Source organism: Haloarcula sp. Atlit-47R (assembly GCF_003665985.1).
Lineage (GTDB): Archaea > Halobacteriota > Halobacteria > Halobacteriales > Haloarculaceae > Haloarcula > Haloarcula taiwanensis.
In genome coordinates, this window is the sequence record NZ_QPLQ01000003.1 from 106,691 (window position 1) to 129,825 (window position 23,135).

The 23,135-nt window shown below is 62.0% G+C and carries 18 protein-coding genes; 10 read left to right on the forward strand and 8 right to left on the reverse strand.

The genetic code is table 11. The features are described from left to right. Window positions 1–48 precede the first annotated feature (48 nt). The 6 genes from DVK00_RS12750 to DVK00_RS12775 all read left to right on the forward strand — a co-directional run bounded on the left by DVK00_RS12750 (window position 49) and on the right by DVK00_RS12775 (window position 7,341). Window positions 49–1,509, forward strand: coding sequence for a carotenoid oxygenase family protein (locus DVK00_RS12750; RefSeq protein ID WP_121577807.1), 1,461 nt, complete (start codon window positions 49–51; stop codon window positions 1,507–1,509). Window positions 1,510–1,760: 251 nt separating this feature from the next. Continuing rightward, a complete protein-coding gene (locus DVK00_RS12755; protein ID WP_121577808.1) occupies window positions 1,761–2,741 on the forward strand; it encodes an NAD(P)/FAD-dependent oxidoreductase in 981 nt (326 codons plus the stop codon). Continuing rightward, window positions 2,741–3,856, forward strand: a complete 1,116-nt coding sequence (locus tag DVK00_RS12760; protein WP_101351720.1) for an iron ABC transporter permease — start codon at window positions 2,741–2,743, stop codon at window positions 3,854–3,856. The genes DVK00_RS12755 and DVK00_RS12760 overlap by 1 nt, the downstream gene beginning before the upstream one ends. After that, entirely contained in the window at window positions 3,856–4,788 is a 933-nt protein-coding gene (locus DVK00_RS12765; protein ID WP_101351721.1) for an ABC transporter ATP-binding protein, read from the forward strand. Before DVK00_RS12760 ends, DVK00_RS12765 begins: the two co-directional genes overlap by 1 nt. Before the next feature lie 133 nt (window positions 4,789–4,921). After that, window positions 4,922–6,127, forward strand: coding sequence for an ABC transporter substrate-binding protein (locus DVK00_RS12770; protein ID WP_101351722.1), 1,206 nt, complete (start codon window positions 4,922–4,924; stop codon window positions 6,125–6,127). Continuing rightward, window positions 6,124–7,341: an ABC transporter substrate-binding protein gene (locus DVK00_RS12775; protein ID WP_101351723.1), complete on the forward strand. Its 1,218-nt coding sequence runs from the start codon at window positions 6,124–6,126 to the stop codon at window positions 7,339–7,341. Before DVK00_RS12770 ends, DVK00_RS12775 begins: the two co-directional genes overlap by 4 nt. Before the next feature lie 455 nt (window positions 7,342–7,796). Here the strand turns inward: DVK00_RS12775 and DVK00_RS12780 are convergent, their stop codons facing one another. After that, window positions 7,797–8,837, reverse strand: coding sequence for a zinc-dependent alcohol dehydrogenase family protein (locus tag DVK00_RS12780; protein ID WP_121536967.1), 1,041 nt, complete (start codon window positions 8,835–8,837; stop codon window positions 7,797–7,799). 113 nt (window positions 8,838–8,950) lie between these two features. On the opposite strand from DVK00_RS12780, the gene DVK00_RS12785 reads away from it, so the two are divergent. Together DVK00_RS12785 and DVK00_RS22005 are read left to right on the forward strand one after the other, a co-directional pair. After that, entirely contained in the window at window positions 8,951–9,529 is a 579-nt protein-coding gene (locus DVK00_RS12785) for an NAD(P)/FAD-dependent oxidoreductase (protein ID WP_101351725.1), read from the forward strand. A 562-nt stretch (window positions 9,530–10,091) separates the two neighbouring features. Continuing rightward, complete coding sequence (locus DVK00_RS22005; protein ID WP_233560795.1) at window positions 10,092–10,316, forward strand: hypothetical protein; 225 nt, start codon at window positions 10,092–10,094, stop codon at window positions 10,314–10,316. Between the two features lie 90 nt (window positions 10,317–10,406). On the opposite strand, the gene DVK00_RS12795 is transcribed toward DVK00_RS22005, so the two are convergent. After that, the gene (locus DVK00_RS12795; protein ID WP_101351726.1) at window positions 10,407–11,147 is read right to left on the reverse strand and encodes a ThuA domain-containing protein; all 741 of its coding nucleotides are present in this window, start codon (window positions 11,145–11,147) and stop codon (window positions 10,407–10,409) included. Between the two features lie 623 nt (window positions 11,148–11,770). Here DVK00_RS12795 and DVK00_RS12800 point away from each other — a divergent pair. After that, on the forward strand, window positions 11,771–13,549 hold the full coding sequence (locus DVK00_RS12800) for an L-lactate permease (RefSeq protein ID WP_101351727.1): 1,779 nt from the start codon (window positions 11,771–11,773) through the stop codon (window positions 13,547–13,549). 25 nt (window positions 13,550–13,574) lie between these two features. Next, on the forward strand, window positions 13,575–16,619 hold the full coding sequence (locus DVK00_RS12805; RefSeq protein ID WP_121577809.1) for an FAD-binding and (Fe-S)-binding domain-containing protein: 3,045 nt from the start codon (window positions 13,575–13,577) through the stop codon (window positions 16,617–16,619). A gap of 30 nt (window positions 16,620–16,649) precedes the next feature. On the opposite strand, the gene DVK00_RS12810 is transcribed toward DVK00_RS12805, so the two are convergent. The 6 genes from DVK00_RS12810 to DVK00_RS12835 form a co-directional block, all read right to left on the reverse strand. After that, on the reverse strand, window positions 16,650–17,096 hold the full coding sequence (locus DVK00_RS12810; RefSeq protein ID WP_101351729.1) for a hypothetical protein: 447 nt from the start codon (window positions 17,094–17,096) through the stop codon (window positions 16,650–16,652). After that, entirely contained in the window at window positions 17,084–18,838 is a 1,755-nt protein-coding gene (locus DVK00_RS12815) for an Nramp family divalent metal transporter (protein WP_101351730.1), read from the reverse strand. Before DVK00_RS12815 ends, DVK00_RS12810 begins: the two co-directional genes overlap by 13 nt. Window positions 18,839–18,846: 8 nt before the next feature. Beyond that, complete coding sequence (locus DVK00_RS12820) at window positions 18,847–19,419, reverse strand: helix-turn-helix transcriptional regulator (protein WP_101351731.1); 573 nt, start codon at window positions 19,417–19,419, stop codon at window positions 18,847–18,849. 210 nt (window positions 19,420–19,629) lie between these two features. Further along, entirely contained in the window at window positions 19,630–20,964 is a 1,335-nt protein-coding gene (locus DVK00_RS12825) for a metallophosphoesterase (RefSeq protein WP_121577810.1), read from the reverse strand. A 122-nt stretch (window positions 20,965–21,086) separates the two neighbouring features. Next, on the reverse strand, window positions 21,087–22,091 hold the full coding sequence (locus tag DVK00_RS12830) for an alcohol dehydrogenase (protein WP_198560274.1): 1,005 nt from the start codon (window positions 22,089–22,091) through the stop codon (window positions 21,087–21,089). Window positions 22,092–22,239: 148 nt separating this feature from the next. After that, window positions 22,240–23,064: a M48 family metallopeptidase gene (locus DVK00_RS12835; protein ID WP_101351734.1), complete on the reverse strand. Its 825-nt coding sequence runs from the start codon at window positions 23,062–23,064 to the stop codon at window positions 22,240–22,242. Window positions 23,065–23,135 lie beyond the last annotated feature (71 nt).

Below are 23,135 nucleotides of genomic sequence, written 5' to 3' on the forward strand. Positions count from 1 at the left end.
CCTGAGCAGGGGCGTCAGGCCTTAGCCGCTGCCACCCAATGTACCGGTATGGCTTCTCACCCCGGGTTCCACTCCCTGTATGATGAGACGGCGGCATCCATCTCCGTGACCGGTGACCTCCCGGACTGGCTCCGCGGCAGCCTCATCCGGAACGGGCCCGGCGCGTTCTCCCTCCCGAACGGTAGCAGTGTCGACCACTGGTTCGACGGGTTCGCGATGCTGTACCGGTTTACCTTTGACCCCGACACTGACGCGGTACACTATCGGAACCGCTTCCTCCGGACGGACGCGTACAGGGCGGCGACGAGTGGCAACTTCGAGGGCGGCTTTGCGACGGGCGAGACGACGCTTCGCTCGCGGCTGGCTACGTTCCTGACCGACCCCTACGATAACACGAACATCATCGCCGAGCGGTTCGGCGACGAGTACCTCGCACTGACTGAATCGCCCCGGAAGGTTCGTTTCGACCCGAACACGCTCGAAACGACAGGTCACCTCGAACACGACGACGACGTGCCGACCGGCCACCTCTCCTGTGCCCATGTTAAACGCGACCCGACGAGCGGCGTCCTTGTCAACGTCGAAACGGCGTTCGGACGGACCAGCCAGTACCACGTCACCGCAATGTCGCCCGACGGGACCCGACGACACGTCGGGAGCGTCGACACCGACCGGCCGGCGTACATGCACAGTTTCGCGCTTACGCCCCGGTACGTCGTCTTGACGGAGTTCCCGCTCCGACTCGACCCGCGACGGTTTCTCAAGCCCGGCCGGCAGGCGCCCTTCATCGAGCAGTTCGAGTGGGACCCCGACCGCGGGACTCGAATCATCGTTATGGACCGGACTACCGGGACGGTCGTGGCCGAGCCGGTCACCGACGCCGTGTTCGGCTTCCACCACGTCAACGCGTTCGAGCGAGCCGGCGGCAGGGAACTCGTGTTCGATCTCGAAACAGTACCCGACGCGACGACTATCGACTCCTTGTATCTGGATAACCTTCGTGCGGGCGAGATGGGCGCTATCGTCGGCCGCATCGAGCGGTTCACCGTCGACCTCGGTACCGGGAGCGGCGTGACCCGCTACGACCCTCCCGACGCGACGGTGTCGCGAGAGATGTTGTACTCCGACGGCAGCGCACTTCCGACTGTCTCACCGTCGCGGTGGTGTCGCCCGCACCGCTACGTGTACGCGATGGGGATGGACACCCCCGTTACCGAGTGGGCCCGTCGTGTGCTGAAACTCGACACTGACACTGGTGCTGTCGAGACGTTCGACGACGGTGGGGACTACTTCGGTGAGCCGGTGTTTGTTCCCGCACCAGACGGCGACACCGAGGATGACGGCGTGGTGCTGGTCGTTGCGCTGAACGCGGCAGACGACCAGTCCCGGTTGCTCGTACTCGACGGCCAGACGTTCGAAGAGCGCGCCAGAGCATCGCTTCCCCACGCAGCCCCGTTTGATTTCCACGGTCGATACTTTCCCGAACTTCGAGTGGCGACCGGCAACTGACGCTACTAGCGGTGAGTCTGCTCCCGCTGGCCGCTCGTCGGTCGAGAAATCGTCCTATTCGAGCGACCACACCGGACGTGCCGCTCTGGTGGAAATTGTGAACGACACACATATTGTTCGGTCTGCCTAAAATTCGAAAACGCTTTATCCATTTAGGCTGCCCTAAACAGTATGTTGGACGCACTGATCGACACCGCTGAACTGCCGCGCCGGCTGTCGATATCACGGATACCGAACGGAGCGTCGTGACTATGGTGACAGTCGGGAACCGAACGGGGACGACCTTCGACCGGGATGTCATTATTGTCGGGGGCGGTCCGGCGGGGTGTGCGGCGGGTGTGTTCACGGCCAGAGCGGACCTCGATACGGCAATCTACGACTGTGGCCGGTCGTCGCTCAAGCGCTGTGCCTACCTCGAAAACTACCTCGGTTTCCCGGCCGGTATTGACATCGACACGCTGTACGACCGCATTCAGGACCATGCTGAGACCGCTGGCTGTACCGTCGTCTCCGAGTTGGTCGAATCGCTTGACAGAACCGATGAGGGGGAGGGGTTCGTAGTCCAGACGCAGGCGGGGGAGACGGCCACGACTCGTCGTGTCATCGCGGCGACCCGCTACGACGGCGAGTACATGCGTGGCTTAGACGACGACGCGGCGATGTTCGAGACGTACGAACACGACGGCGAGGAACACGAAACCTTCGACCGTGAGTATGCCAACGCGGACGGCACGACACCGGTTCCGGGTCTCTACGTGGCGTCACCGTCCGACGAAGCGGATATGCAGGCGATCATTGCAGCCGGCCGGGGCGCGCGGGTCGCCCGCCGGGTGATCGCGGATGTGCGAATAGACGACGGCTGGTGGGAGGCTGTCGCTGACGGTGTGGACTGGGTCCGTCGCGAGGCCGAGTTAGACGACGAATGGACTGATCGAGCGACCTGGGTCGACTATTTCGACGACCGGTACGCCGAGGACGCCCCCGTTGCGCCGGAGTCGGAGCGGTTCCAGCGGGTCCGTGAGGCGGTCATCGACGAACGCCGGTCGTCGTATATCACGCCCGACGAAATAGCCGCCCGGACCGAAACAGGGCAGGAAACACTAGCGGGCTACCTTGACCCCGAAGCGGTCGTTTCGGGGCTCGATCAGACTGCTGTCCTCGATGCGATAGACGACGAAACAATCCGGGACTACCTCGACGCGAGCGACGGACGTGCGGAGGTGAGCGAGTAATGGCCAGTGAGACACAGGGCGCTACCGATGCGTGGTCGCAAGCCAGATCCTGGCTCGACACCCTCGATGGGTCCCTGTTCGGACTGTGTGTCGCAAGCATTGCCGTCGCCTTTGGGGCTGGCCTGCTCCAGGTGAGCTTCGGGGCGTATTCGATGACAATCCTTCAGGCGTGGCAGGCCGTGTTCGATCCGAAGGTGTGGTTCAGTGTTCAGGCGTGGCAGTCGTTTTTCCTCGGTGCCGAGCTCCCCGAACTACCGAAACGGACACTCATCGTCTGGAACATCCGGATGCCGCGGGTCATCGTCGCGGTGCTTACGGGGATGTGTCTCGCCGTCTCCGGAGCGATATTCCAGGCCGTGACACGAAACGAGCTGGCAAGTCCGTTTGTCCTGGGCGTGAGCTCCGGAGCGGGGCTCACTGTACTGCTAACCCTCGTTCTGTTCAGTAGTCTCGCCCCGTTCCTCCCGCTGTTTGCCGCGGTCGGTGGTTCCATCGCGTTCCTGCTTGTGTATATGATCGCGTGGAAGGGCGGAACGAGCCCGGTCAGACTGGTCCTTGCCGGTGTCATCGTCAACATGGTGTTTACCTCCCTCCAGCGGGGACTGTTCTTCTTCGCCGACGATCTGGGCGTTGTTCAGTCAGCACTGGCATGGATTACCGGCTCGCTTACCGGCGTCGGCTGGGAAGAGTTCCGAATCGCTATCATCCCGACGATGGCTGCGACACTACTCGCGCTGGCCGGCGCACGCCAACTGAACCTCCTCCTGCTCGGCGAGGAGACCGCGCGCTCGCTCGGGATGAGTGTCGAGCGGGTTCGGTTCCTGCTTTCTGGAGTCGCCATTCTGGCGGCCAGCACGGCGATCTCCGTCGCGGGAATCATCGGGTTCTTCGGCCTCGTAGTGCCTCACATCGTCCGACTCATCGTCGGGAGCGACTACCGCCGGCTCCTCATCGGTTGCGTGTTCGTTGGGCCGGCGCTGATGGTCGTCGCAGATGTCGGTGCGCGGCTGGCCCTGAACCCCGCGCAGGTTCCGGTCGGCGTCGTTACCGGCGTCGTCGGCGGCCCGTACTTCCTCTATCTGATGCGGCGACAGGAACAGATGGGTGAGATCTAATGCCACAGAACAACTCGAACTCGGACGGTATCGCCTCGACCAACGACACCGCTGCTGGGCCCCAGTCAGCCCGCCGGGACCGGCCGCTGGTCGGCGACGATGTGGTGCTTTCGTACTCCAGTGCGGATGACCCGGTCATCGACGGCGAGTCGATTTCCGCTGAACCGGGGGCCGTGACAGCGCTCGTCGGCCCGAACGGGTCCGGCAAGAGCACGTTGCTGAAAGGGCTCGCAAATCAGCTCCAACCCGACGCCGGATCTGTACTGCTCGACGGACAAGACATCCAGACGCTTGAGACCAAAGCGATTGCCCGAAAACTCGGCCTCCTCTCTCAGGAGAGTACGTCGCCGAGCAGCATATCGGTCGAGGATCTGGTGTATCACGGTCGCTACCCACACCGCGGGTTCTTCGACAGCGTCACCGAAGAAGACGAGGCTGCTGTCGAGCGGGCGATTGATCTGGCCGGCTGTGGACACATCCGTGAGCGCGAAGTCGGCAGCCTCAGTGGGGGCCAGAAACAGCTCGCCTGGATCGCAATGGTCCTTGCACAGGACACCGACGTGCTGTTGCTCGATGAGCCGACGACGTTTCTCGACCTGCACCACCAGCTTGAGGTGATGGAGATAATCGAAACGCTCCGGGACGAGAGTGACATTACCATCGTTGTCGTCCTGCACGATATCGAGCAGGCGGCTCGCCTCGCCGACCGGATGGTCGCACTCAAAGACGGCGAGATTCAGGCACGGGGACGGCCAGAGGATGTCGTCACCGAACAACTACTCGCGGACGTTTTCGAGATCGAAGCAGAGGTCACGGCCACGCCACACGGCCCACGCGTGAATCCGATCCGTCCCCGCCACGACGGTGACGAACACACTGCTGGTGACGATTCTGCCGACTCGGACCGTGCTGAGGAAGTCGTTGCCGAATAGAGCTACAGAGACCACCTTGCCACCGCGGTTAGAATGACGGAATCTTGAAACGGACGCTAGACGGCGTTTGCTATCGACTGTTCTGGGTCGGCAAATCGGAACAATTATATGTTTTTTAGGTCAGCCTAAAATAATGGCTGGCGACGCTACAGACGCCGAGACACCGACGCGGAGAGAGTATGTGAAGTACGGGGGAACGGTTCTCACCGCCGGGTTGCTTGCGGGATGTACCAGTGACGCCGAGCAGGGGGCCACAGAAACGGCGTCCGGAGCGGAGACGGACACCCACACGGTCGACGGTTCGTACTCTGTGTCGATGTCACCGATGGGAGCGGTGACCTTCGACTCGCCACCGGAGACCGTCTTTACGCGGCTCACACACCACGCCGACATGGCATTCGCGCTGGGGCGTGGGGATACCGTCACGGCAATGCACGCCCCTGAATATTATAACGGGCTCTGGAACCAGTTCGTCGACCGACTTCCGGGGGTGTCGCTGGACTGGACCGGACTGTACTCCTCGTGGAAGCCGAGCAAGGAGAAACTGTACGAACTGGACAGCGATATCCATCTGGCAGACCCGGCCTGGATCGCCAAACAGGACAACTGGGACCGGGAGGACTTCGAGGAGGTCGCCACCAACGTCTCACCATGGTTCGGCAACTCACTGAGCGACCGGCACGCCGAACCCCCGTCCGGGTGGGCTGACTACGAGTACTACACCCTCTGGGAGCAGTTCGAACTCGTGGCCGAGGCGTTTCAGGAACAGGCCCGCTACGAGGCGCTTGCGGCGATCCACGACGAGATGCGCTCGACTATCGACGCGAATCTGCCGCCCGAGTCGGAGCGGCCGTCGGCAGTGATGCTCGCCGCGGCTGACCTCGACGAGATCTACGCTTATACGCTTGACAACCCCGGATTCCTGACCGCGCATACCCGCCCATTCGGGGCACGAGACGCCTTCGAGGGGTCGGTCGAAACGAACTCTGTGGTCGACTTCGAAACCCTACTTGAGGCCGACCCGGATGTAATCTTGCACCTCGGCGGGTTCGAACCGAGTACGAGCCTTCCGGAGCGACGGGAAGCGTTCAAATCTGACCCGGTCGGGTCGGAGATTACGGCCGTACAGAACGACCGGATTTACCCACAGGGGGCGAGATATCAGGGCCCGATACTGCACCTCTTCCAACTGGAGATGACGGCTAAGCAACTGTATCCCGAGCAGTTCGGCGAGTGGCCGACCTACACTTCGGGGCCGTACCCTGAGATTCCGCCCGAGGAACAGCTGTTCGACCGCCAGCGGGTCGCAGACATCATCAACGGAGCATTTGAAGCATGAGTGATAACGACACGACAACCGACGCACGGACGCGCAGAGACTATCTGAAATACGGCGGGGCGGTCATCAGTGGTGGGCTGCTCGCCGGCTGTACCGGCGATGCCGACTCACAGTCGACGCCGGAATCGACAGACAGTGACGCGTCGACAGTTACTGCAAACCCCGACGCGACGACACCGACTGCAGCGGACTCGTACACGGTGTCGATGGAGCCGATGGGCGAGGTACAGTTCGACTCGGCTCCTGAGCGGTGGATGGCCTACTTCAGCACCTACGGGGACATGGCTATCGCGCTGGGGCAACTTGAGGGTCTTGCGGGGCTGATATTCACTGAGAACTGGCCGATGGCGTTCTTCGACGCCATCCCGAACGTCGACGTGACGTTCGATGATATTCCACAACTGATGCGCGACGGGAGTATCGGCAAAGAGGCCTTCTACGAGATGGACTCTGATGTCCACCTGTTTGACCCGAACTTCGTCCGGGTGCTTGACGACACCTGGTCCGATTCGGACTTCACTGAGGTCAGAACCAACATCGGCCCGATCGTCGGGAACAGCATCCGGCGACGGAACGACGACTGGCACGATTACCGGTACTACTCGCTGTACGAGGCCTTCGACCGAATCGCCGATGCGTTCCAGGAACGTGAACGCTACGCGGCGTTTGCTGACCTCCACGATTCGCTGCTCACTGAAATCAACAACGGGCTGCCGCCTGAAAACGAACGGCCAACAGTCGGTCTGCTCTCGATCAACTCCGACTTCGAAGGCGGGTCGTTCTACGCTTATCCCGTCCACGATGGAAACGGGCACAAGCAGTACCGTGACCTTGGGATGCGCGGTGCGTTCGACGAAGTTATCGACGGGAGCTACGCCGAGTGGGACTACGAGCAACTCCTCGATGTCGACCCCGACATCCTCCTGTTCCAGTACGGCTTCTCGCACGTTTCGACCGAGGAGTTCGAGGACCGAATGGCCACGATGCGAGAAGACCCTATTGGTCAGCAACTCTCAGCGGTTCAGAATGACCGACTCTACCGCGGTGGGACTTCGTATCAGGGACCAATTATTAATCTGTTTCAGACGGAAGCCGCCGCCAAACAGTTCTACCCTGAGACGTTCGGCGAGTGGCACGGCCTCGGTACTACCTCGGACCAGGAGCAACTGTTCGACCGACAGCGAGTGGCAGCCATCATCAACGGCGAAATCTAACCGCTCTCCCCCACACTCTTAGAACCGGCTTGCGTAACTGTATTGAGATCGATACCCACATATCTGGATGAACGGTCTACAACTATAGCAATAACTGCCAGTATATATGGTATATAAGGGTATAACAGTCTGTTTGTCCAGAAAGAATTTATACCACCATGCCATCATCTCACATATGTTAGTACACGAAGGGAACACGCATTCCTACACCACTGGCTCCGACCGATACTGCCGTCATTGCAACGACGTTGCGCTGGCGTATGACCCCTCGGCTGACCGCCCGCGCTGTCGTTCGTGTGGAAAGCTCGTCTAGCTGGGTCTGTCGATTACGGGGAACTCGCCACAGGAGCACATCGTTTGTGCCGGAGCTTCGGCCGTGTGAGTCGTCTAGAACTAGCCGTACCGTTTAGCGAATCATCCCGCGGTTTGCATGACTGTCAGTCACCACAGACCGACTACAGCTTGACGAGAACCTTGATCGCCTCGCGCTCGTCCATCGCCCGATATCCCTCGGGAACACCGTCGAGATCGACTGTTTTCGTGAAGATCGGCGACGGGTCAAGCGTGCCCTGCAACACATCGGCCAGCAGGTCGTCAGCGTAGGCACGAACCGGTGCGACGCCGCCGTTGAGCCCGATATTATCGCCGAACAGCGAAAACATATCTAGCCCGGAGTCATCGAGCCCGTGCGGGACGCCGACGTAGCCGACGGTCCCGCCCGGGCGACAGACATCGATGGCAGTCTCCATTGCTGAAGCCGCACCGACACACTCGAGGACGTGGTTTGCACCGCCGTTGGTCAGGTCGTCCGCGGCGTCCACGGCCTCTTGGCCGCGTGCGGCGATGGTCTCTGTCGCACCGAACGACTCGGCGAGTTCGAGGCGGTCCTCGTGGTGGCCCATCGCAATGATGCGTTCTGCACCTAAGCGGCGTGCCGCCAGCACCCCGCACAGTCCAACGGCACCGTCGCCGACAACAATACAGGTGTCGCCTTCACTGACACCGGCGCTCACCGCCGCGTGGTGGCCGGTGCCCATAACATCTGTCAGGGGCAGAATCGCTTCCAGCGTGTCCTCGTCGTCGGCGTGACGGTCGGGAACGCGGACCAGCGTCCCGTCGGCTTCCGGCGCTCGGACGTACTCACCCTGCCCGCCGCCGTTTTCGCCGCCCCACGAATCGCCATTGACACAGGACGTATGCAGCCCTTTCCGACAAAATTCACACCGGCCACAGCTGATAACGAACGGGGCGAACACCCGGTCGCCGGGTTCGACAGAGCGCACATCGTCGCCGACCTCCTCGACGATACCCATCGGTTCGTGGCCGACGCGTGACCCTTCCTCACGGTCGCTTTGGCCGCGATAGAACCACAGGTCGGAGCCACAGACAGCGGTATGGGTCACGCGTACAATCGCGTCGGTCGGCGATTCAATCTCTGGTCGGGGGACCTCTTCGACGGTAATCTCACCGGGGCCACGGTAGATGGCTGCGCGCATGGGCGTGCTTCGGGTCGGCTGTGCAAAACCGTTCTCATACTGCGCACCAAATCCGACTGGCCGCTTTCATTGGATGAAAACAATTACCAGTGAGCGAATAGAAATGCAGAAACATGACAGACATTCTCATTGTCGGCGGCGGCCCCGCCGGCCTGAGTGCGGCACTGTTCGCACAAAAAAACGGACTGGAGACGACGGTCTTCGACACTGACGGGACGTGGATGCACAAAGCACACCTGTTCAACTATCTCGGGGTCGGGTCCCAAGACGGCTCCGCGTTCATGGAAACCGCCCGGTCACAGGTCGATAGCTTCGGCGTCGACCGAAAGCAGGGTACAGAGGTGACCGACGTACAGCAAACTGACGCCGGATTCGAGGTCACCACCGAAGATGACACGTACCAAGCGGCGTATCTCGTCCTCGCGACGGGGGCCAACCGTGACCTCGCTGCGTCGCTCGGCTGTGACATGACCGACGAGGATACCGTTGACGTGGACGTGACGATGGAGACGAGCGTCAACGACGCCTACGCGACGGGGGGTATGGTCCGAGCCGAGGAGTGGCAGGCCGTCATCTCTGCCGGAGACGGCGCGGCCGCAGCGCTGAATATCCTCACGAAGGAGAAGGGAGAGCACTTCCACGACTTCGATACCCCCGCCGACGCGGACGAGATGTTCGGCCCCGAAGCATAGGCCTCGAAGCGAGTTCGGGCAGGCCTATCTCACTACTACCCACCGGACACTGTGTCGCTGGACACTGGCCGGCGAACACAGACTGTATTCGACGATAGGTAACCTCACATCTCCTGACTCTAACCAAGTGCGTACTCTACGCTACTGCGACCGATACCAGCCACTACAGTCGGTCTGAGGTTCTGAAGACGACAGCTAGCATTATCCACTGATTCACTATGACATCACAGAGCCGTGAAGCTGGTATGAAGGAGGTCGCGTTCACCCTCAGGTTCGCTGCGGGTGCTGATCCAGTGATGGACCTGTTTCAGGAGTATCCGAGGGTACGACTTCGGAACGCCACGTGTACCGTGACTGAAAACGCCCTCTGGCGTATCAACCATGTTGACGGTCCCGCTGACGCCATCGCTGCGTTCGATGACGTGTTTCTCGATGCTGAACGCTGTAACGAGTGTCTCGACGGACCCTGCTGTTCTGCGACGCGAGAACACAGGTCCTTGATTGCCGACTCGCCAGCAGGACGGTATATACGTATCACGAGCAGGCTGACCGGTGTTGTGCCGTGCCTGCTGTCGTTACCGATTCTATTGGCGATGGCGTCGTATTCGAGTCGGAACGCACCGGGGGCGCGTACCGATGGCGAGTGCTGTCGCCGGTCGGGACATCGTTTGAGCCGCTGTTCGACCGCCCCGAATCGACACTCCAGACGGGAATACAGCTCGATGTAGAGCACACAGGAAGTGCTGAACGGTGGCGAGCGAAGCCACAGCCCGTGTTTCCACAGTGACCGCATCGAGTCCATTGCTGTGCGTATACAATGTAATAGAACGAAATCAAACACCTGTTACACACGATTCGGCTGTACGCGAGGCTGAAATCAGTGGACCGACCGCTCGTCGCTTTCGTCGATGTCTTCGATGGGGTCGGCGTTGCCAAACGACGGTTCCGGTCCGTCCCCTGCCGCGGCCCACTCGCAGGCATTGGCGAGGACCTGCTGGATAGCTTCGTCGTGGTAAATCGGATAGGTCTCGTGGCCCGGCCGGAAGTAGAAAATACGACCTGCGCCGCGGCGGTAGCAACAGCCCGACCGGAACACCTCGCCGCCCTCGAACCAGGAGTTGAACACGAGCGTGTCCGGCGCGGGGATGTCGAAGCGCTCGCCGTACATCTCGGTCTCCGGGAGTTCGATGTACTCGCCGACCCCATCGGCGATTGGATGGCCGGGTTCGACGACCCATAACCGCTCGGTTTCGGCGGCCTCGCGCCACTTCAGGCTGCAGGTCGTCCCCATCAGCTCGCGGAATATCTTCGAGTAGTGGCCCGAGTGGAGGACGATGAGTCCCATGCCGTCGAGGACCCGCTCTTTCACCCGGGCGACCACTTCGTCAGCGACCTGGTCGTGTGCGGCGTGTCCCCACCAGGTAAGGACGTCCGTTTCTGCCAGTACATCCTCGGTGAGACCGTGCTCGGGTTCTTGGAGTGTCGCGGTTTCCGCGTCGAATCCGCGCTCTTCCAGGGCTGAGGCGATAGCGCCGTGAATTCCATCGGGGTATAGGTCTGCGACTGCTTCGTGTTCCTGCTCGTGAACGTACTCGTTCCAGACTGTGACGCGTGTCATACTCGTGGTTTCCACCTCCGCCGTAACGGCGTTCGCCAAGCGGCAATCCGTACGACGAGCGAACGCGATACGGTCTCGTCTCCGCGACTGTTCGCTGAGGGACTCTCTACAGTACCGCTGTGCACCTCAGATACCTCTCTGTGTAGCTCAGCGCTGCGTGTCCGGTTCGCGAGCGCGCGCCAGCTCCGCTCGACAGTGGCTATGACGACCCCGACGCTGAGCGCCACTGCGACTCGATCTCCAACCCCATCCACAGGACCGCGAATGTCGCTCTGAAACCGTCAAATACAGACGACTGTATGGCGCTTCACCAAGAGTACAGTCGAGTGAAATCCCGGCGTAAAGAACTGCTATACCGGATACACACGACTGTATCCGATTTCGGAGGTTTGTACAAAACACTCCCTGATTTTTGTTGTATCAACGTCTCTCGCTCCCGTTTCGACGCTAATCTGAATAGACTATAATGTAAACAGTAGATAGGTATATATACTCCCTGCTAGACGACGTGACTGATGCATTCCATCAGAAACCGCTGTCTCGGAAGGTTTCGACCGATAGAGCTGTGTACCGAGGTGGTTCCGAAATGAGAGCCCGCCATCGTTTCTCGGGGGTGACGCGCGATGTCTGAGCACACACTGGTGCTCATGGCACTACTCCCGCTAGCGACGATTGCGGTGCTGATGGTTGGCCTGTACCAGCCTGCGACACGGACAATGCCAATCGCGTGGGCGGTGGCGGCTATCGCCGCCTTCGTCGGCTGGCAGATGTCGCCGACGCTCATCGCCGCCGCGTCGATACGTGGCGCGCTGACAGCGACCAGAATCCTTGTTATCGTCTTCGGGGCGATACTCCTCCTGTACACGCTGAAACAGTCCGGTGCCTTCGAGGTGATCAATGCTGGGTTCTCCTCGATTAGCGACGACCGGCGCGTACAGGTCATCCTGCTCGTGTTCCTCATGGGGTCGTTCATTGAGGGTGCAGCCGGCTTCGGGACGCCAGCGGCTATCGTTGGCCCGCTGCTGGTCGGCCTCGGTTTCCCGCCGCTCGCCGCCGTGGTCGTCGCGCTCACGGGGAACATCCTCGCAATCACCTTCGGCGCGGTCGGTACGCCGCTGATTATCGGTCTCCGCGACGTGGTGTTCGCTGAGGGGACCGGTGCGGCACAGCAGGTGGTCCAGCAGGGCGGCTTCGAGAGCGTCGGCGCGTACGTCGCACAAATCGGTGTGTGGGCGGCGATAATCCACGCTATCGTCGGCATCGCCATCCCCTTTATCGGCGTGGCGATGATGACCCGCTTCTTCGGCGAAGAGCGGTCGATTAAGCCCGCGCTCGAAGTCCTGCCGCTGTGTCTCTTCGCGTGGGCGTCTTTCGCAATCCCCTACGTCGCGACCGCGTACTTCCTCGGTCCAACGTTCCCGGGACTGCTGGGTGCGATGGTCGGGCTCCTCGTCGTTACGACGACGCTCCGAGCTGGCTACTTCCTTCCCGACGATGAGTGGGACTTCGGTCCACAGGACCAGTGGCCGGACCACTGGATCGGTAGCATCGAACCCGGAGAGGGTGTCGGCACCACTACGGGCGACAGCCGGGAAGGCACGGTTGCAGCCGACGGTGGCACGGCAACGTTCGAAGAATCTCACTCGCAGGATATGTCGCTGGGGATGGCCTGGCTGCCGTACCTCCTCGTGGCTGCGCTGCTCGTCGTGACTCGTGTCGTCGGTCCGGTTCAGGAGTTCCTGGCGACCACCGGCGTTCTTATGTGGAACAACATCCTCGGCACGCCGTTCTCGGAGGGCGTCGAGCTGTTCTACCTCCCCGGGAGCCTCTTCGTGCTGGTCGCGGTGATCACCTACGCGCTCCACGGGATGGACACTGACGGTATCAAAGCCTCGTGGAGTGAGGCACTCCGAAACATCGCACCAGCCGTCGTCGCGCTGTGGTTCGCAGTTGCCACGGTCATGATCATGCAACGGACCGGCAGTGCCGTCGTGCTGGAGACTGCGCCGATCAACTCCGGGATGCTCGGACTGCTGTCGGAGATTACTGCGAACACGACCGGCCAGATGTTCCCGTTCTTCTCGGGCTTCATCGGTGCGTTCGGCGCGTTCATCGCTGGCTCGAATACGGTCAGCGACATCCTGTTCGGGCTGTTCCAGTTCCAGGCTGCCCAGCAGATCGGTGCGCCGACGCAGATCATCGTCGCCGCACAGGCGGTCGGTGGCGCAATCGGTAACCTCATCGCGATTCACAACGTCGTGGCCGCTCTCACCGTGGTCGGCCTCATCGGCGAGGAGGGACGCGTCATCCGCCTCGAACTGATTCCGGTACTGTACTACGGCGTGTTCACGGGCATACTGACGCTCATCCTGGCCTACGTCGTGGCACCGGGCGCGTTCTAACTCGACTCCTCTTCCGTTCTTACTCATGGCATACGACTCCCGACCCCCCCAACAGCACGACCCGGCGACAGACCCGAGCGCGAACTACGACTACCAGGGCGACAGCGTCAACCGGCCGGACCTCGTTGCGGCCTTAGAGCGCCGCGTTGACGGCGACGTACGCTTCGACGCGTACACCCGGGAACTGTTCGCGACCGACGCGAGTGCCTACGAACAGCTCCCAATCGGCGTCGTCTCGCCGGTCTCGACCGACGATGTGGTCGCGGTGATGGAGTACTGCGCCGAGGAGGATATTCCGGTCCTCCCACGGGGCGGCGGGACCAGTCTCGCCGGACAGTCGGTAAACGAGGCGGTCGTCCTCGATTTCAAGCGGCACATGGACGAACCGCTGTCGGTTGACCCGGAGGCCGAACAGGTCCGTGCGCAGGTAGGCATCACGATTGCTCGACTCAACGACCGACTCGAACCCCACGGCCTGAAGTTTGCGCCGGACCCTGCGTGGGGGGACAAGAGCGTTCTCGGCGGTGCAATCGGGAACAACACGACCGGCGCGCACTCGCTGAAATACGGCAAGACAGACGCCTATATCGAAGAGTGTGAGGTCGTCCTCGCGGACGGCACCCGGACGACCTTCGGCTGGGTCGACGTCGACGACCTCGAAGCGCGAGCGGCCGAGGCCGGCCCCGACGCCGATCTTGAAACCCGGATTTACGCCGAAGTCGCTAAGATCATCTCGGAGGACGCCGACGCGATAGACGCCCGGTATCCGGACCTCAAGCGCAACGTCTCCGGGTACAACCTGGACGAACTGGTCGACAACGCCAGAGAGCGCGGCGAGGTCAACCTCGCCCGTCTGCTCGCGGGGAGCGAGGGGACGCTGGCGGTCGTCACGGAGGCGACGGTCTCGCTGGAACCCGTCCCCGAGGCCACAGCCGTCGCCATGCTGACCTACGACGATATCATCTCGGCGATGCGGGATGTCGACCCGATTCTGGACCACGACCCCTCGGCCGTCGAGGTGATGGACGACGTATTGCTGGACCTCGCGGCGGAGACGCCGGAGTTCGCTGACGTTGTCGGCATGCTCCCCGAGGAGACCGACTCGACGCTGCTCGTCGAGTTCTACGCCGATTCGCCAGACGACGGGGCCCAGAAAGTCGCCGACCTGCTCGCCGACCGGCTTCCGGGCTACGAAGCACGAGAATCGCCGCGTGACGGGGCCGCTTCCGTCACCGACGCCCCTGTTCACGCTGTCGACGCGCTGGAGGCGTACGACGCGGACCGGCAGGCGAAGTTCTGGAAGATGCGCAAAGCCGGGCTGCCGATTCTGCTGTCCCGAACGGGCGACGACAAGCACTGGCCGTTCGTCGAGGACACGGCGGTCCCGGCCGAGAACCTCCCGGAGTACGTCGCCGATATCAGGGAGTTGTTCGACGAGCACGACACCTTCGCCTCCTACTACGCCCACGCCGGCCCCGGCGTCCTGCACATCAGGCCGCTGTTGAACCTGAAATCCGAGGACGGTATCGAGACCATGGAGGCCATCTCCGACGCCATCACGGACCTCGTCGTCCAGTACGACGGCTCCATCTCCGGCGAACACGGTGACGGCCGCGCCCGGACCCAGTGGAACCGGAAACTGTACGGCGACGACCTCTGGGAAACGTTCCGCGACCTGAAATCGGCGTTCGACCCCGACTGGCGGCTGAACCCGGGGAACATCTGTGGCGACCACGACCCGGCCGACGACCTCCGGTACGACCCCGATTACGCCTTCGACGCGGGCTTCGAGCCCACGCTGGAGTGGGACAACGACAACGGGTTCCAGGGGATGGTGGAACTCTGTCACGGGTGTGCGGGCTGTACCGGCCACCAGGAGACCACCGGCGGCGTCATGTGTCCGACATACCGCGCCGCCGAGGAGGAAATCACCAGCACCCGCGGCCGGGCCAACATGCTCCGGTCGGCGATGGACGGTGACCTCCCCGACGACCCCACCGACGAGGAGTTCGTCACCGAGGTGCTGGACCTCTGTATCGGCTGTAAAGGCTGCAAGAAGGACTGTCCGAGCGGCGTCGACATGGCGAAGCTCAAAGCCGAGGTGGTCCACGAACACCACCAGCGCGAGGGCATCTCACTGCGAGATCGGCTGTTCGCCAACGTCGAGACGGTGCTCTCGCTCGGGAGTGCATTCGCTCCAGTGTCGAACTGGCTGATGGACCTGCCGGGGGCGGGCCGTCTCATGGAGAAAACGGTCGGCATCACGGAAGAGCGCACCCTGCCTGCCTTCCACCGGACCACGTTCCGGGACTGGTGGGCCGACCGCGGCGGGGCGCTTGTCGCGGCGAGCAGAGCCGACCGGAAGGCGCTCTTGCTCGCCGACCCGTACACGAACTACAGCCACCCCGATGTCGGGAAAGCGGCCGTAGAAGTGCTCGAGGCGGCGGGCGTCCACGTCGTCATGCCAGACGACGTGACAGACAGCGGTCGGCCCGCGTTCTCCAAGAGTATGCTGGACCACGCTCGCGAGACGGCACGGGCAAACGTGGACGCGCTCGCGCCGCGAATCCGTGAGGGCTGGGACGTTGTCACTATCGAACCCTCCGACGCGGTGATGTACCAGGTCGACTATCGGGACCTCCTTTCCGGCGACGACGTCGACGCCGTCGCAGAGAACACGTACGGCGTCTGCGAGTACATCGACACGTACCGGCTAGGGGAGGCTATCTCCTTCGGTGACGCTGGCGACTCGCTAGCGTACCACGGCCACTGCCACCAGAAGGCGACGAAGAAGGACCATCACGCCGTCGGCGTCCTCCGGCGGGCCGGCTACGATGTGGACCCGCTGGATTCGGGCTGTTGTGGCATGGCCGGCTCCTTCGGTTACGAGGCCGAACACTACTCAATGAGCGAGGCCATCGCTGACCTCCTGCTGGGCCAGATAGATGACTCGCCGGCCGAACAGGTCGTCGCACCCGGCGCGTCCTGTCGGTCTCAGATAGACGATTTCGGCGACGGCGACGCGGAACCGCCCCACCCAATCGAGATGGTCGCGGCGGCGATACGGTAACCGGGTGCCTGGTGATACCTCCGTCTGCAGTCAGAACCCGATACCGTCCCTTTGTCTGACGGTGACGTCGTGCCCGTCTACCGTTGACCGAAGCGCCTGTGTGAACGGTTCGGCGTCGAACTGGCCGTGGACGCGAAGAGTCGTTGCGGAGTCTGTTCGGGGCCGTGCTGTGATTTTCGGCCGACCGACTCGGCCACCAGTGTGGATATCGACACTGTCGAGTGTGTCGTATGACTGCGTGTCGACCTGTTCGGCTGTCTCGATGGCCGCCGGGACGCCCTCTTCGACCACCCGTGAGGCGAACGCGGCGGCCCGCTGACCCGGCGATCCGAACACCAGGTCGACGGGGGTAAGATAATCGTACTCGACGAAGTAGGCTCGTTCCGTACAGAACAACACGTCGACCAGCCGAAGCGGGTACGATCCTCGCATCGTATAGTGCAAGTGGACGCGGAGTTCGTCGGTCACGAGAACCACCCTTTCGCAGCGGCCGCATCAGCGACCGTTCCGTCTGCCGCGACCTTCGCACGTCCGACTCGATACATCGTGTACAGCTGGACGAGCAGGAAGACTGCCCAGAGGACGTACCCTCCCGGTCCACTGCCGAGTACGGCTGGCTGGACGGTGAACACCCGCAATCCCAGTCGTGTCGTCAGCCCCGTGCCAATCAAGAGGACGCTGAAATAGCCGAAGAACGCGGCAGCGACCCACATCGCGACGATGCGCCCCCAGCCCGGCATCGTATGCTCCGGGAGCCGGACCGTGTTGACGAGCTGTACGATGACGATGTAGGGCCACATCAACAACCCGGACATCGCCGCCCCAACGACCAGGAGTCCGAAGGGGTCGGATATCGATATCGGCAGGCTGAGAATGAGCACGCCCCAGCCACAGAAGACAGTCAGCAATCCCCAGAACAGCCGCGGCAGACTCCAGCCCGCTTCTCGGCCGTACAGCTCGTAGATAATATCGGAACTGTTCCGGACGAACGACTCGATGATCGCGTATTCGGTTGTGAACAGGGCGAGAAACAGCGTGACGTAGATGACGCTCGTCGTGACCCCGCCGACCGATGGCGCGATCTCGATGAGCCACATATCTACTGCGTCACTCGTCGTCCCCGGTGCCTGCGACACGGCGATGACGACCAGTATCGTCGTGACCAGAAGGAGACCAAGCAGGAAGGTCAAGAGGTGTTCGAGCTGTGTCACGCGCCACCAGCCCCGCCAGCGTTTGAGGTTCTGCGTGTCCGGGGTGAACGTGAACCCGTCTTCGTGGACGGTTTCGGGGTCGTCGCCGGCGAAGGGGTTCTTGATCCGGCCCTGATACCGGCCCATTCCATACCCTTTCTCGCGTATCCAGAGGCTCTGTGAGAGGTTGAGGTAGCCGCCAGCCCCGGCGTAGGCCAGCGCCCCGACCAGCACGGCGATGGTCCCGACCGGCGAGTAGTCCCCGACTTCTGTCAGACTTCCTGGAACGCCAAACAGCACGTCCACTGACCCGATGAGCACGAACAGCAACAGTGTAAACGCGATGGACAGTGCCACCAGAACAAGCTGGAGGCTCTCGACGACATTGTACATCAGCGGCGTCACCTGGTAGGTAATCCAGATGAACACCATGAGCCCGATACCGAACAGTCGCCAGCCGACGATGTCGACGCCGGCGAAGTCATACGTACCGAGTGCGAGCCCTTCGGCCCCGATTCGTGCGGCGCTTGCGGCCCAGCCCGGCCAGCCGAGACTGACGAACCCGCCCAGTAGCATGGCCAGCGGGAGGACCGGATGAACCCGCTCGAACGCCCGAAACACGCTCTCACCGGTCGCAAGTGTCCACCGCTGTATCTCGGTGTTGATGATAAAGTGGAGGCTGACAGCCACGAGGAACAGCCAGTACAGTCCCCACCCGTAGCTGGCGACCAGATGCGGCCAGAACAGCGTTTCACCGCTCCCGAGCGACGCCCCGAGCATGATTGCGCTGGGGCCGACGACGTGGCGGAGCTTCGGCACCTTCGGCAACGAGAGTTCTCTGAACCGCCCGCCTGTTCCCGTGTCCGGATGGGCATCACTCTCCGGTGCCGCTTCGAGATTGTCGTATGCGACCGGGGTGTACGATGAGATAGGATACCGCTGCTCTTTGCGAGAGGCGTACACCTCCTCTGTCTCTGACTCCGTCTCGTCTGCTACGTCCGACTGTTCCGTCGGCTTTTCCTCTGGCATCGATGAACTCACCCACCGACGTAGTGCCAGACGTGCTCGTGGTCGGCAGCCAGGTCAACCTGTGGGAGGTCCTCTAGAGCGGGTCCGATTGCGTCCCACCACTCGTCAGCGGTTTTGTAGCCCGCCGGATGTTCCTGAAACACCTCGGTAATGAGTTTTCCGGCATCGGTATCAGGGTTTTCACGAAGATAATCGTACGCGGCCCGCAACGCCGTACGTCGGTCGTCCAGTGTATCCCCCGTCCCCGGTAGGTCCGCATCGGCGATACTGTGCTCGACTGGTGGCTCGCGGTCCCGTTGTGGTTCCGTGCCTGGGCCGACGAGCTGGGAGAACGGGATCCACCAGACCCGACTCCGTGCGCCGACTTTTCGCGTTTCCAGCTCCCCTCGCTCCACGAGTATGTCGAGCTTGTTGTGTGCCGTCTTCCGGGAACAGCCGAGCGCGTCCATCACATCGGTTGCCGTCAACGGCTTCGCTTGGTCCGTCCGGTCTTGAAACACCGAGAGCACTCGCTCCGGTGTGAACTCTGCCGTGGACGGTGGCGACCCGTCAGCCTGACCATCGTCCGCGGTATTGCTCATACGTAGCCATTACAGTCGTATGTAATAGACTTTTCTGCACGAATCTCCGTTTCGGGAGCGAACGCTTACCCGGCGTCAGACGCTCGATAGGTCTCAATCACACACGAAGGTATGAACGACCCCTCTCAGTAGACTCAGCAACAATGCGGTGCCGAGACTCCGCTCTATCGATTCACTGCCGCAGCCATCGCGCTTCGTTCGGTCTAATTTTCACTCAGCAGGCTCCGGCGGAGGCACCGACTGCTCGGTTTCTACGACCGCACGCTCCGGAAGCTCGGGGTTGGGTCTCCGACCGACTGTCAGCAGCCGCTCGGTGAGTGTCAACTCCTCCGGGCTGGGACTCGGTTTCTGAACCTCCTCGTAATCGACGACCACCTGCCTGCCTTCGGCGGTGATGCGCACCGCACAGAGCTGGTAGGAGGGGTAAAACACCGGGGGCAGAAGCCCGATAATGCCGTCCCGACGGTGAAGGCGTTTGAGCCAGGTCCCGGTGTTGACGACCAAGCCGCCGTCGACCGACTGTACGCTCGGCCGGTGTGTGTGGCCGTAGCAGAAGACAACAACGTCTTCCTTTTCTTCGAACACTTCCTGGGCGGCTTCCCTGTATGGCGTCTGGGTGTCGACTGTCAGGTCAGTTTCGAAGACCCCGAAGCGGTTGATTGTCTTCTTGATGTCCCGGCGCAGCAGATACAACGGGATGCCAACGAGCAGCAGAAGGCCGGCGAGCGACGCATTCACGACAAGCAGCACCCAGATGGCGGTGCCGACCGTGCCGAACTGGCCCAGAAACGATGTCGTCGTTTCGACCGGGGCGGACCAGACGCCGAGGAGATTCAGCGCTGCCAGAATCGCCAGGAGTGCGCTGATATTGAACAGCAAGAGGAACGGTACCAGCGCATACCGAAGCAAGGGGTTCATCTCGCGATAGAAGTACTTCGAGAGCATCCACACCGGAACCCGCTCCGTCGGCGTCACAGCCTGGACATCCTTGAGCCAGTTGTACCGGCCCCGGTCTGAGAGCTGACCGGCCCGGCTCGTGACAAGTGTGTTGTAGTAGTAGCCAAGCGGCGTCACGTTGGTGTCGCCCCAGTCCTCGATACGGTTGTTTGGGTCCTGCTGATTACCGTGTTCGAGGTGGATGGCCTTGTCACCAACCGGCCGGGTAACCGACTTCGACTGGACGAGAGTGACGTTGTACGCCGCGAACCGCTCCACGTACTCGTCGTAGGCTGCGAGTTCGTGGTCGTGATTCCCCGGAATCAGGGTTATTTCGATGTTCTCGCCGGTCTTTCGCAACTGCTCGAACAGGGTCGGATAGGTCTCTTCGAGGGCGTCGAACTTCTCCAGTCCCGACATACCGGTAAACTCCCATAGCCCGAACGCGTCTCCGTTAATGAGCAACTCGGCGTCCTCGTCGGTGGTTTCTAACCGGGTCAGAAAATCGAGCAGTTCGTCGAGAAATTCCACTTCCTCTAGCTGCTCGTCGCCGCCGATGTGAAGGTCGCTGATGACGTAATAGATGCGGTCGTCGGCGGTGCCGTCCATTGAATACGGGTTCTTGACCCACGGACAAAGGCGTTGCTCTCCGGTAAATCACGACGGGAAGCGGGATCGTAACTATGACCGTACGCCAGAGCCCCGCTCCAGCCGGTACTGGACCTGCCTGATTACAGTTCAAGCACGGCTCGGAACCGCGCTTCGTTGTCGATCATCCGCCCGTACGCTTCACTAACATCCTCGAGCGGGTAGGTCTCTATCTCCGGCGCGATGTCGCGGAGCGAACTGAACTCCAGCGTGTCCTGTGAGTCCCGTGCGTGTCCGGAGGCCCAGCCCTCGACAGCGCCCCGACTCTGGACGAGTTGCTGTGCGCTCACTTCAACTGGCTCGCCGGGAACACCGACGACGACGACAGAGCCATCGACACCGACTCCGCTGACGATTGAACTGATCGCGTCACTCGATGGTGCCGTCGCCAGCACCACGTCGGCCCCGCCCAGCTCTTGCAGTCGCTGGCCGGCATCCGTCTCCGCCGCGTCGATGAAGTGGTCGGCTCCCAGCTCTTTCGCTAGCGATTCCTTCTCCGGCGTCCGGGAGATGGCGGCCGTCTCGAAGCCGGCTGCGTGTGCATACTGGATGCCGAGGTGACCGAGGCCGCCGACACCCTGCACGGCGACGAGGTCACCGACGTTCGCATCACTGTTTCGGAGCGCGTTGAACGTTGTCACGCCCGCACAGAGCAGTGGTGCCGCGGCCGCCGCATCAAGTGATTCCGGAATCTTCGCGAGCGCCTCCGATGGTGCGGTCATGTACTCCGCGTACCCACCGTCGTAGCTTAGCCCGGTAATGTCGCCGTTTTCACACTGGAGGAAGTTCCCCCGGCGACACTGATCACACGTCGAACAGTGGCCGCCGTGCCAGCCGACGCCGACCCTGTCGCCCACGTCCCAGGCGTCGACAGCGTCGCCGACGGCGTCGATGCGACCCGCCACCTCGTGGCCGGGAACCCGCGGATAGGAGACGCCCGGATAGGTCCCTTCTTTCGCGTACACGTCGCTGTGACAGATGCCACAGGCGTCCACTGCGACTCGTACCTCGCCGTCGTCCGGGTCGGGGATGTCCCGCTCGACGACCTCGAAGTCTGCCCCTGGCTCAGGCACAACCGCCGCTTGCATCGTGTCGGACATAGCGTTACTTTCGGCTCGATGCTGATAAACGGCCAGTTAGCAGCTATCTCTCTGTCGACATTCGCTAACACAATCAGACCGCGAGACCTCCGAGACAGTGTCGGTGATTCGAAGAAGACGGTAGACCCGTCAGCGCTCAAGAGCGGAGCCGCTGGATGCGCTTCTCCGTCGGCGGGTGGGTCGAGAACAGCCGCTCGAACAGCCCCTTGTCGGCGTTGAAGATACAGAGGGCGTTCATGCTGTCCTCGACTGTCGATTCGCGTCCTTCGGCACCGCGAGAAATCTTTTCGAGCGCCCGGGCCAGCGGCTCGCCGGTGCCGATAGCGCGGCGAGCGTCCGCGTCGGCGACGTACTCGCGGTAGCGGGAGATGGCAAGCACGAACACCATGACCAGCCCGTTCGCCAGCGAGGAGGCGACCATCGCCAGGAGCCAGGAGCCGATGTTGCGCTCGCCGCCGAACAGCACCGCGAAGTAGGCGACGTAGCCGACGAGCATCCCGATGGACTGGCCCACGACCATCGTGATGACGTCCCGGTTCTTGATGTGGGCCAGTTCGTGTGCGATGACACCTTCCAGTTCATCATCGTCGAGGAGCTGCAGCAGCTCGCTCGACACGACGACGACGCCTGCACCCTTCCGCCCAACCGCAAAGGCGTTGGGGACGCCCATGTCCATCACCATCAGCCGTGGCTCCTCGACATTCATGTCTCTGCAGAGCCGGCGAACCATCTGGTGAACGTAGCCGAACCGCTGGTCGTCCGGCATATCCTCCGCACCACGGAGCGCCAGCCACTTCCCGAGCTTGTACTGGATCGCTGGCACGACGAGGATGCCGACGAGAAGCACCGGGACGAGCGGCAGGCCCAACAGCACCGACAGCGCCGTGCCGGCGAACACGTAGAACGCGAACAGAATCGCACCGACCACCAGCATCCGCACCTGTAGTCCGAAGTCTGTCATACAGGGTCAAATCTGCCCGGCCGTATAAACAGTCTGGCTGATGATGCCGGGGCCTCGTTCCGCTTTCTACG

What these genes read in the sequence shown, in the direction of transcription:
- DVK00_RS12750 (WP_121577807.1), top strand. Translation starts at nt 49, where the DNA reads ATGGCTTCTCACCCCGGGTTCCACTCCCTGTATGATGAGACGGCGGCA.
- DVK00_RS12755 (WP_121577808.1), top strand. Translation starts at nt 1,761, where the DNA reads ATGGTGACAGTCGGGAACCGAACGGGGACGACCTTCGACCGGGATGTC.
- DVK00_RS12760 (WP_101351720.1), top strand. Translation starts at nt 2,741, where the DNA reads ATGGCCAGTGAGACACAGGGCGCTACCGATGCGTGGTCGCAAGCCAGA.
- DVK00_RS12765 (WP_101351721.1), top strand. Translation starts at nt 3,856, where the DNA reads ATGCCACAGAACAACTCGAACTCGGACGGTATCGCCTCGACCAACGAC.
- DVK00_RS12770 (WP_101351722.1), top strand. Translation starts at nt 4,922, where the DNA reads ATGGCTGGCGACGCTACAGACGCCGAGACACCGACGCGGAGAGAGTAT.
- DVK00_RS12775 (WP_101351723.1), top strand. Translation starts at nt 6,124, where the DNA reads ATGAGTGATAACGACACGACAACCGACGCACGGACGCGCAGAGACTAT.
- DVK00_RS12780 (WP_121536967.1), bottom strand. Translation starts at nt 8,837, where the DNA reads ATGCGCGCAGCCATCTACCGTGGCCCCGGTGAGATTACCGTCGAAGAG.
- DVK00_RS12785 (WP_101351725.1), top strand. Translation starts at nt 8,951, where the DNA reads ATGACAGACATTCTCATTGTCGGCGGCGGCCCCGCCGGCCTGAGTGCG.
- DVK00_RS12795 (WP_101351726.1), bottom strand. Translation starts at nt 11,147, where the DNA reads ATGACACGCGTCACAGTCTGGAACGAGTACGTTCACGAGCAGGAACAC.
- DVK00_RS12800 (WP_101351727.1), top strand. Translation starts at nt 11,771, where the DNA reads ATGTCTGAGCACACACTGGTGCTCATGGCACTACTCCCGCTAGCGACG.
- DVK00_RS12805 (WP_121577809.1), top strand. Translation starts at nt 13,575, where the DNA reads ATGGCATACGACTCCCGACCCCCCCAACAGCACGACCCGGCGACAGAC.
- DVK00_RS12815 (WP_101351730.1), bottom strand. Translation starts at nt 18,838, where the DNA reads ATGCCAGAGGAAAAGCCGACGGAACAGTCGGACGTAGCAGACGAGACG.
- DVK00_RS12820 (WP_101351731.1), bottom strand. Translation starts at nt 19,419, where the DNA reads ATGAGCAATACCGCGGACGATGGTCAGGCTGACGGGTCGCCACCGTCC.
- DVK00_RS12825 (WP_121577810.1), bottom strand. Translation starts at nt 20,964, where the DNA reads ATGGACGGCACCGCCGACGACCGCATCTATTACGTCATCAGCGACCTT.
- DVK00_RS12830 (WP_198560274.1), bottom strand. Translation starts at nt 22,091, where the DNA reads ATGCAAGCGGCGGTTGTGCCTGAGCCAGGGGCAGACTTCGAGGTCGTC.
- DVK00_RS12835 (WP_101351734.1), bottom strand. Translation starts at nt 23,064, where the DNA reads ATGACAGACTTCGGACTACAGGTGCGGATGCTGGTGGTCGGTGCGATT.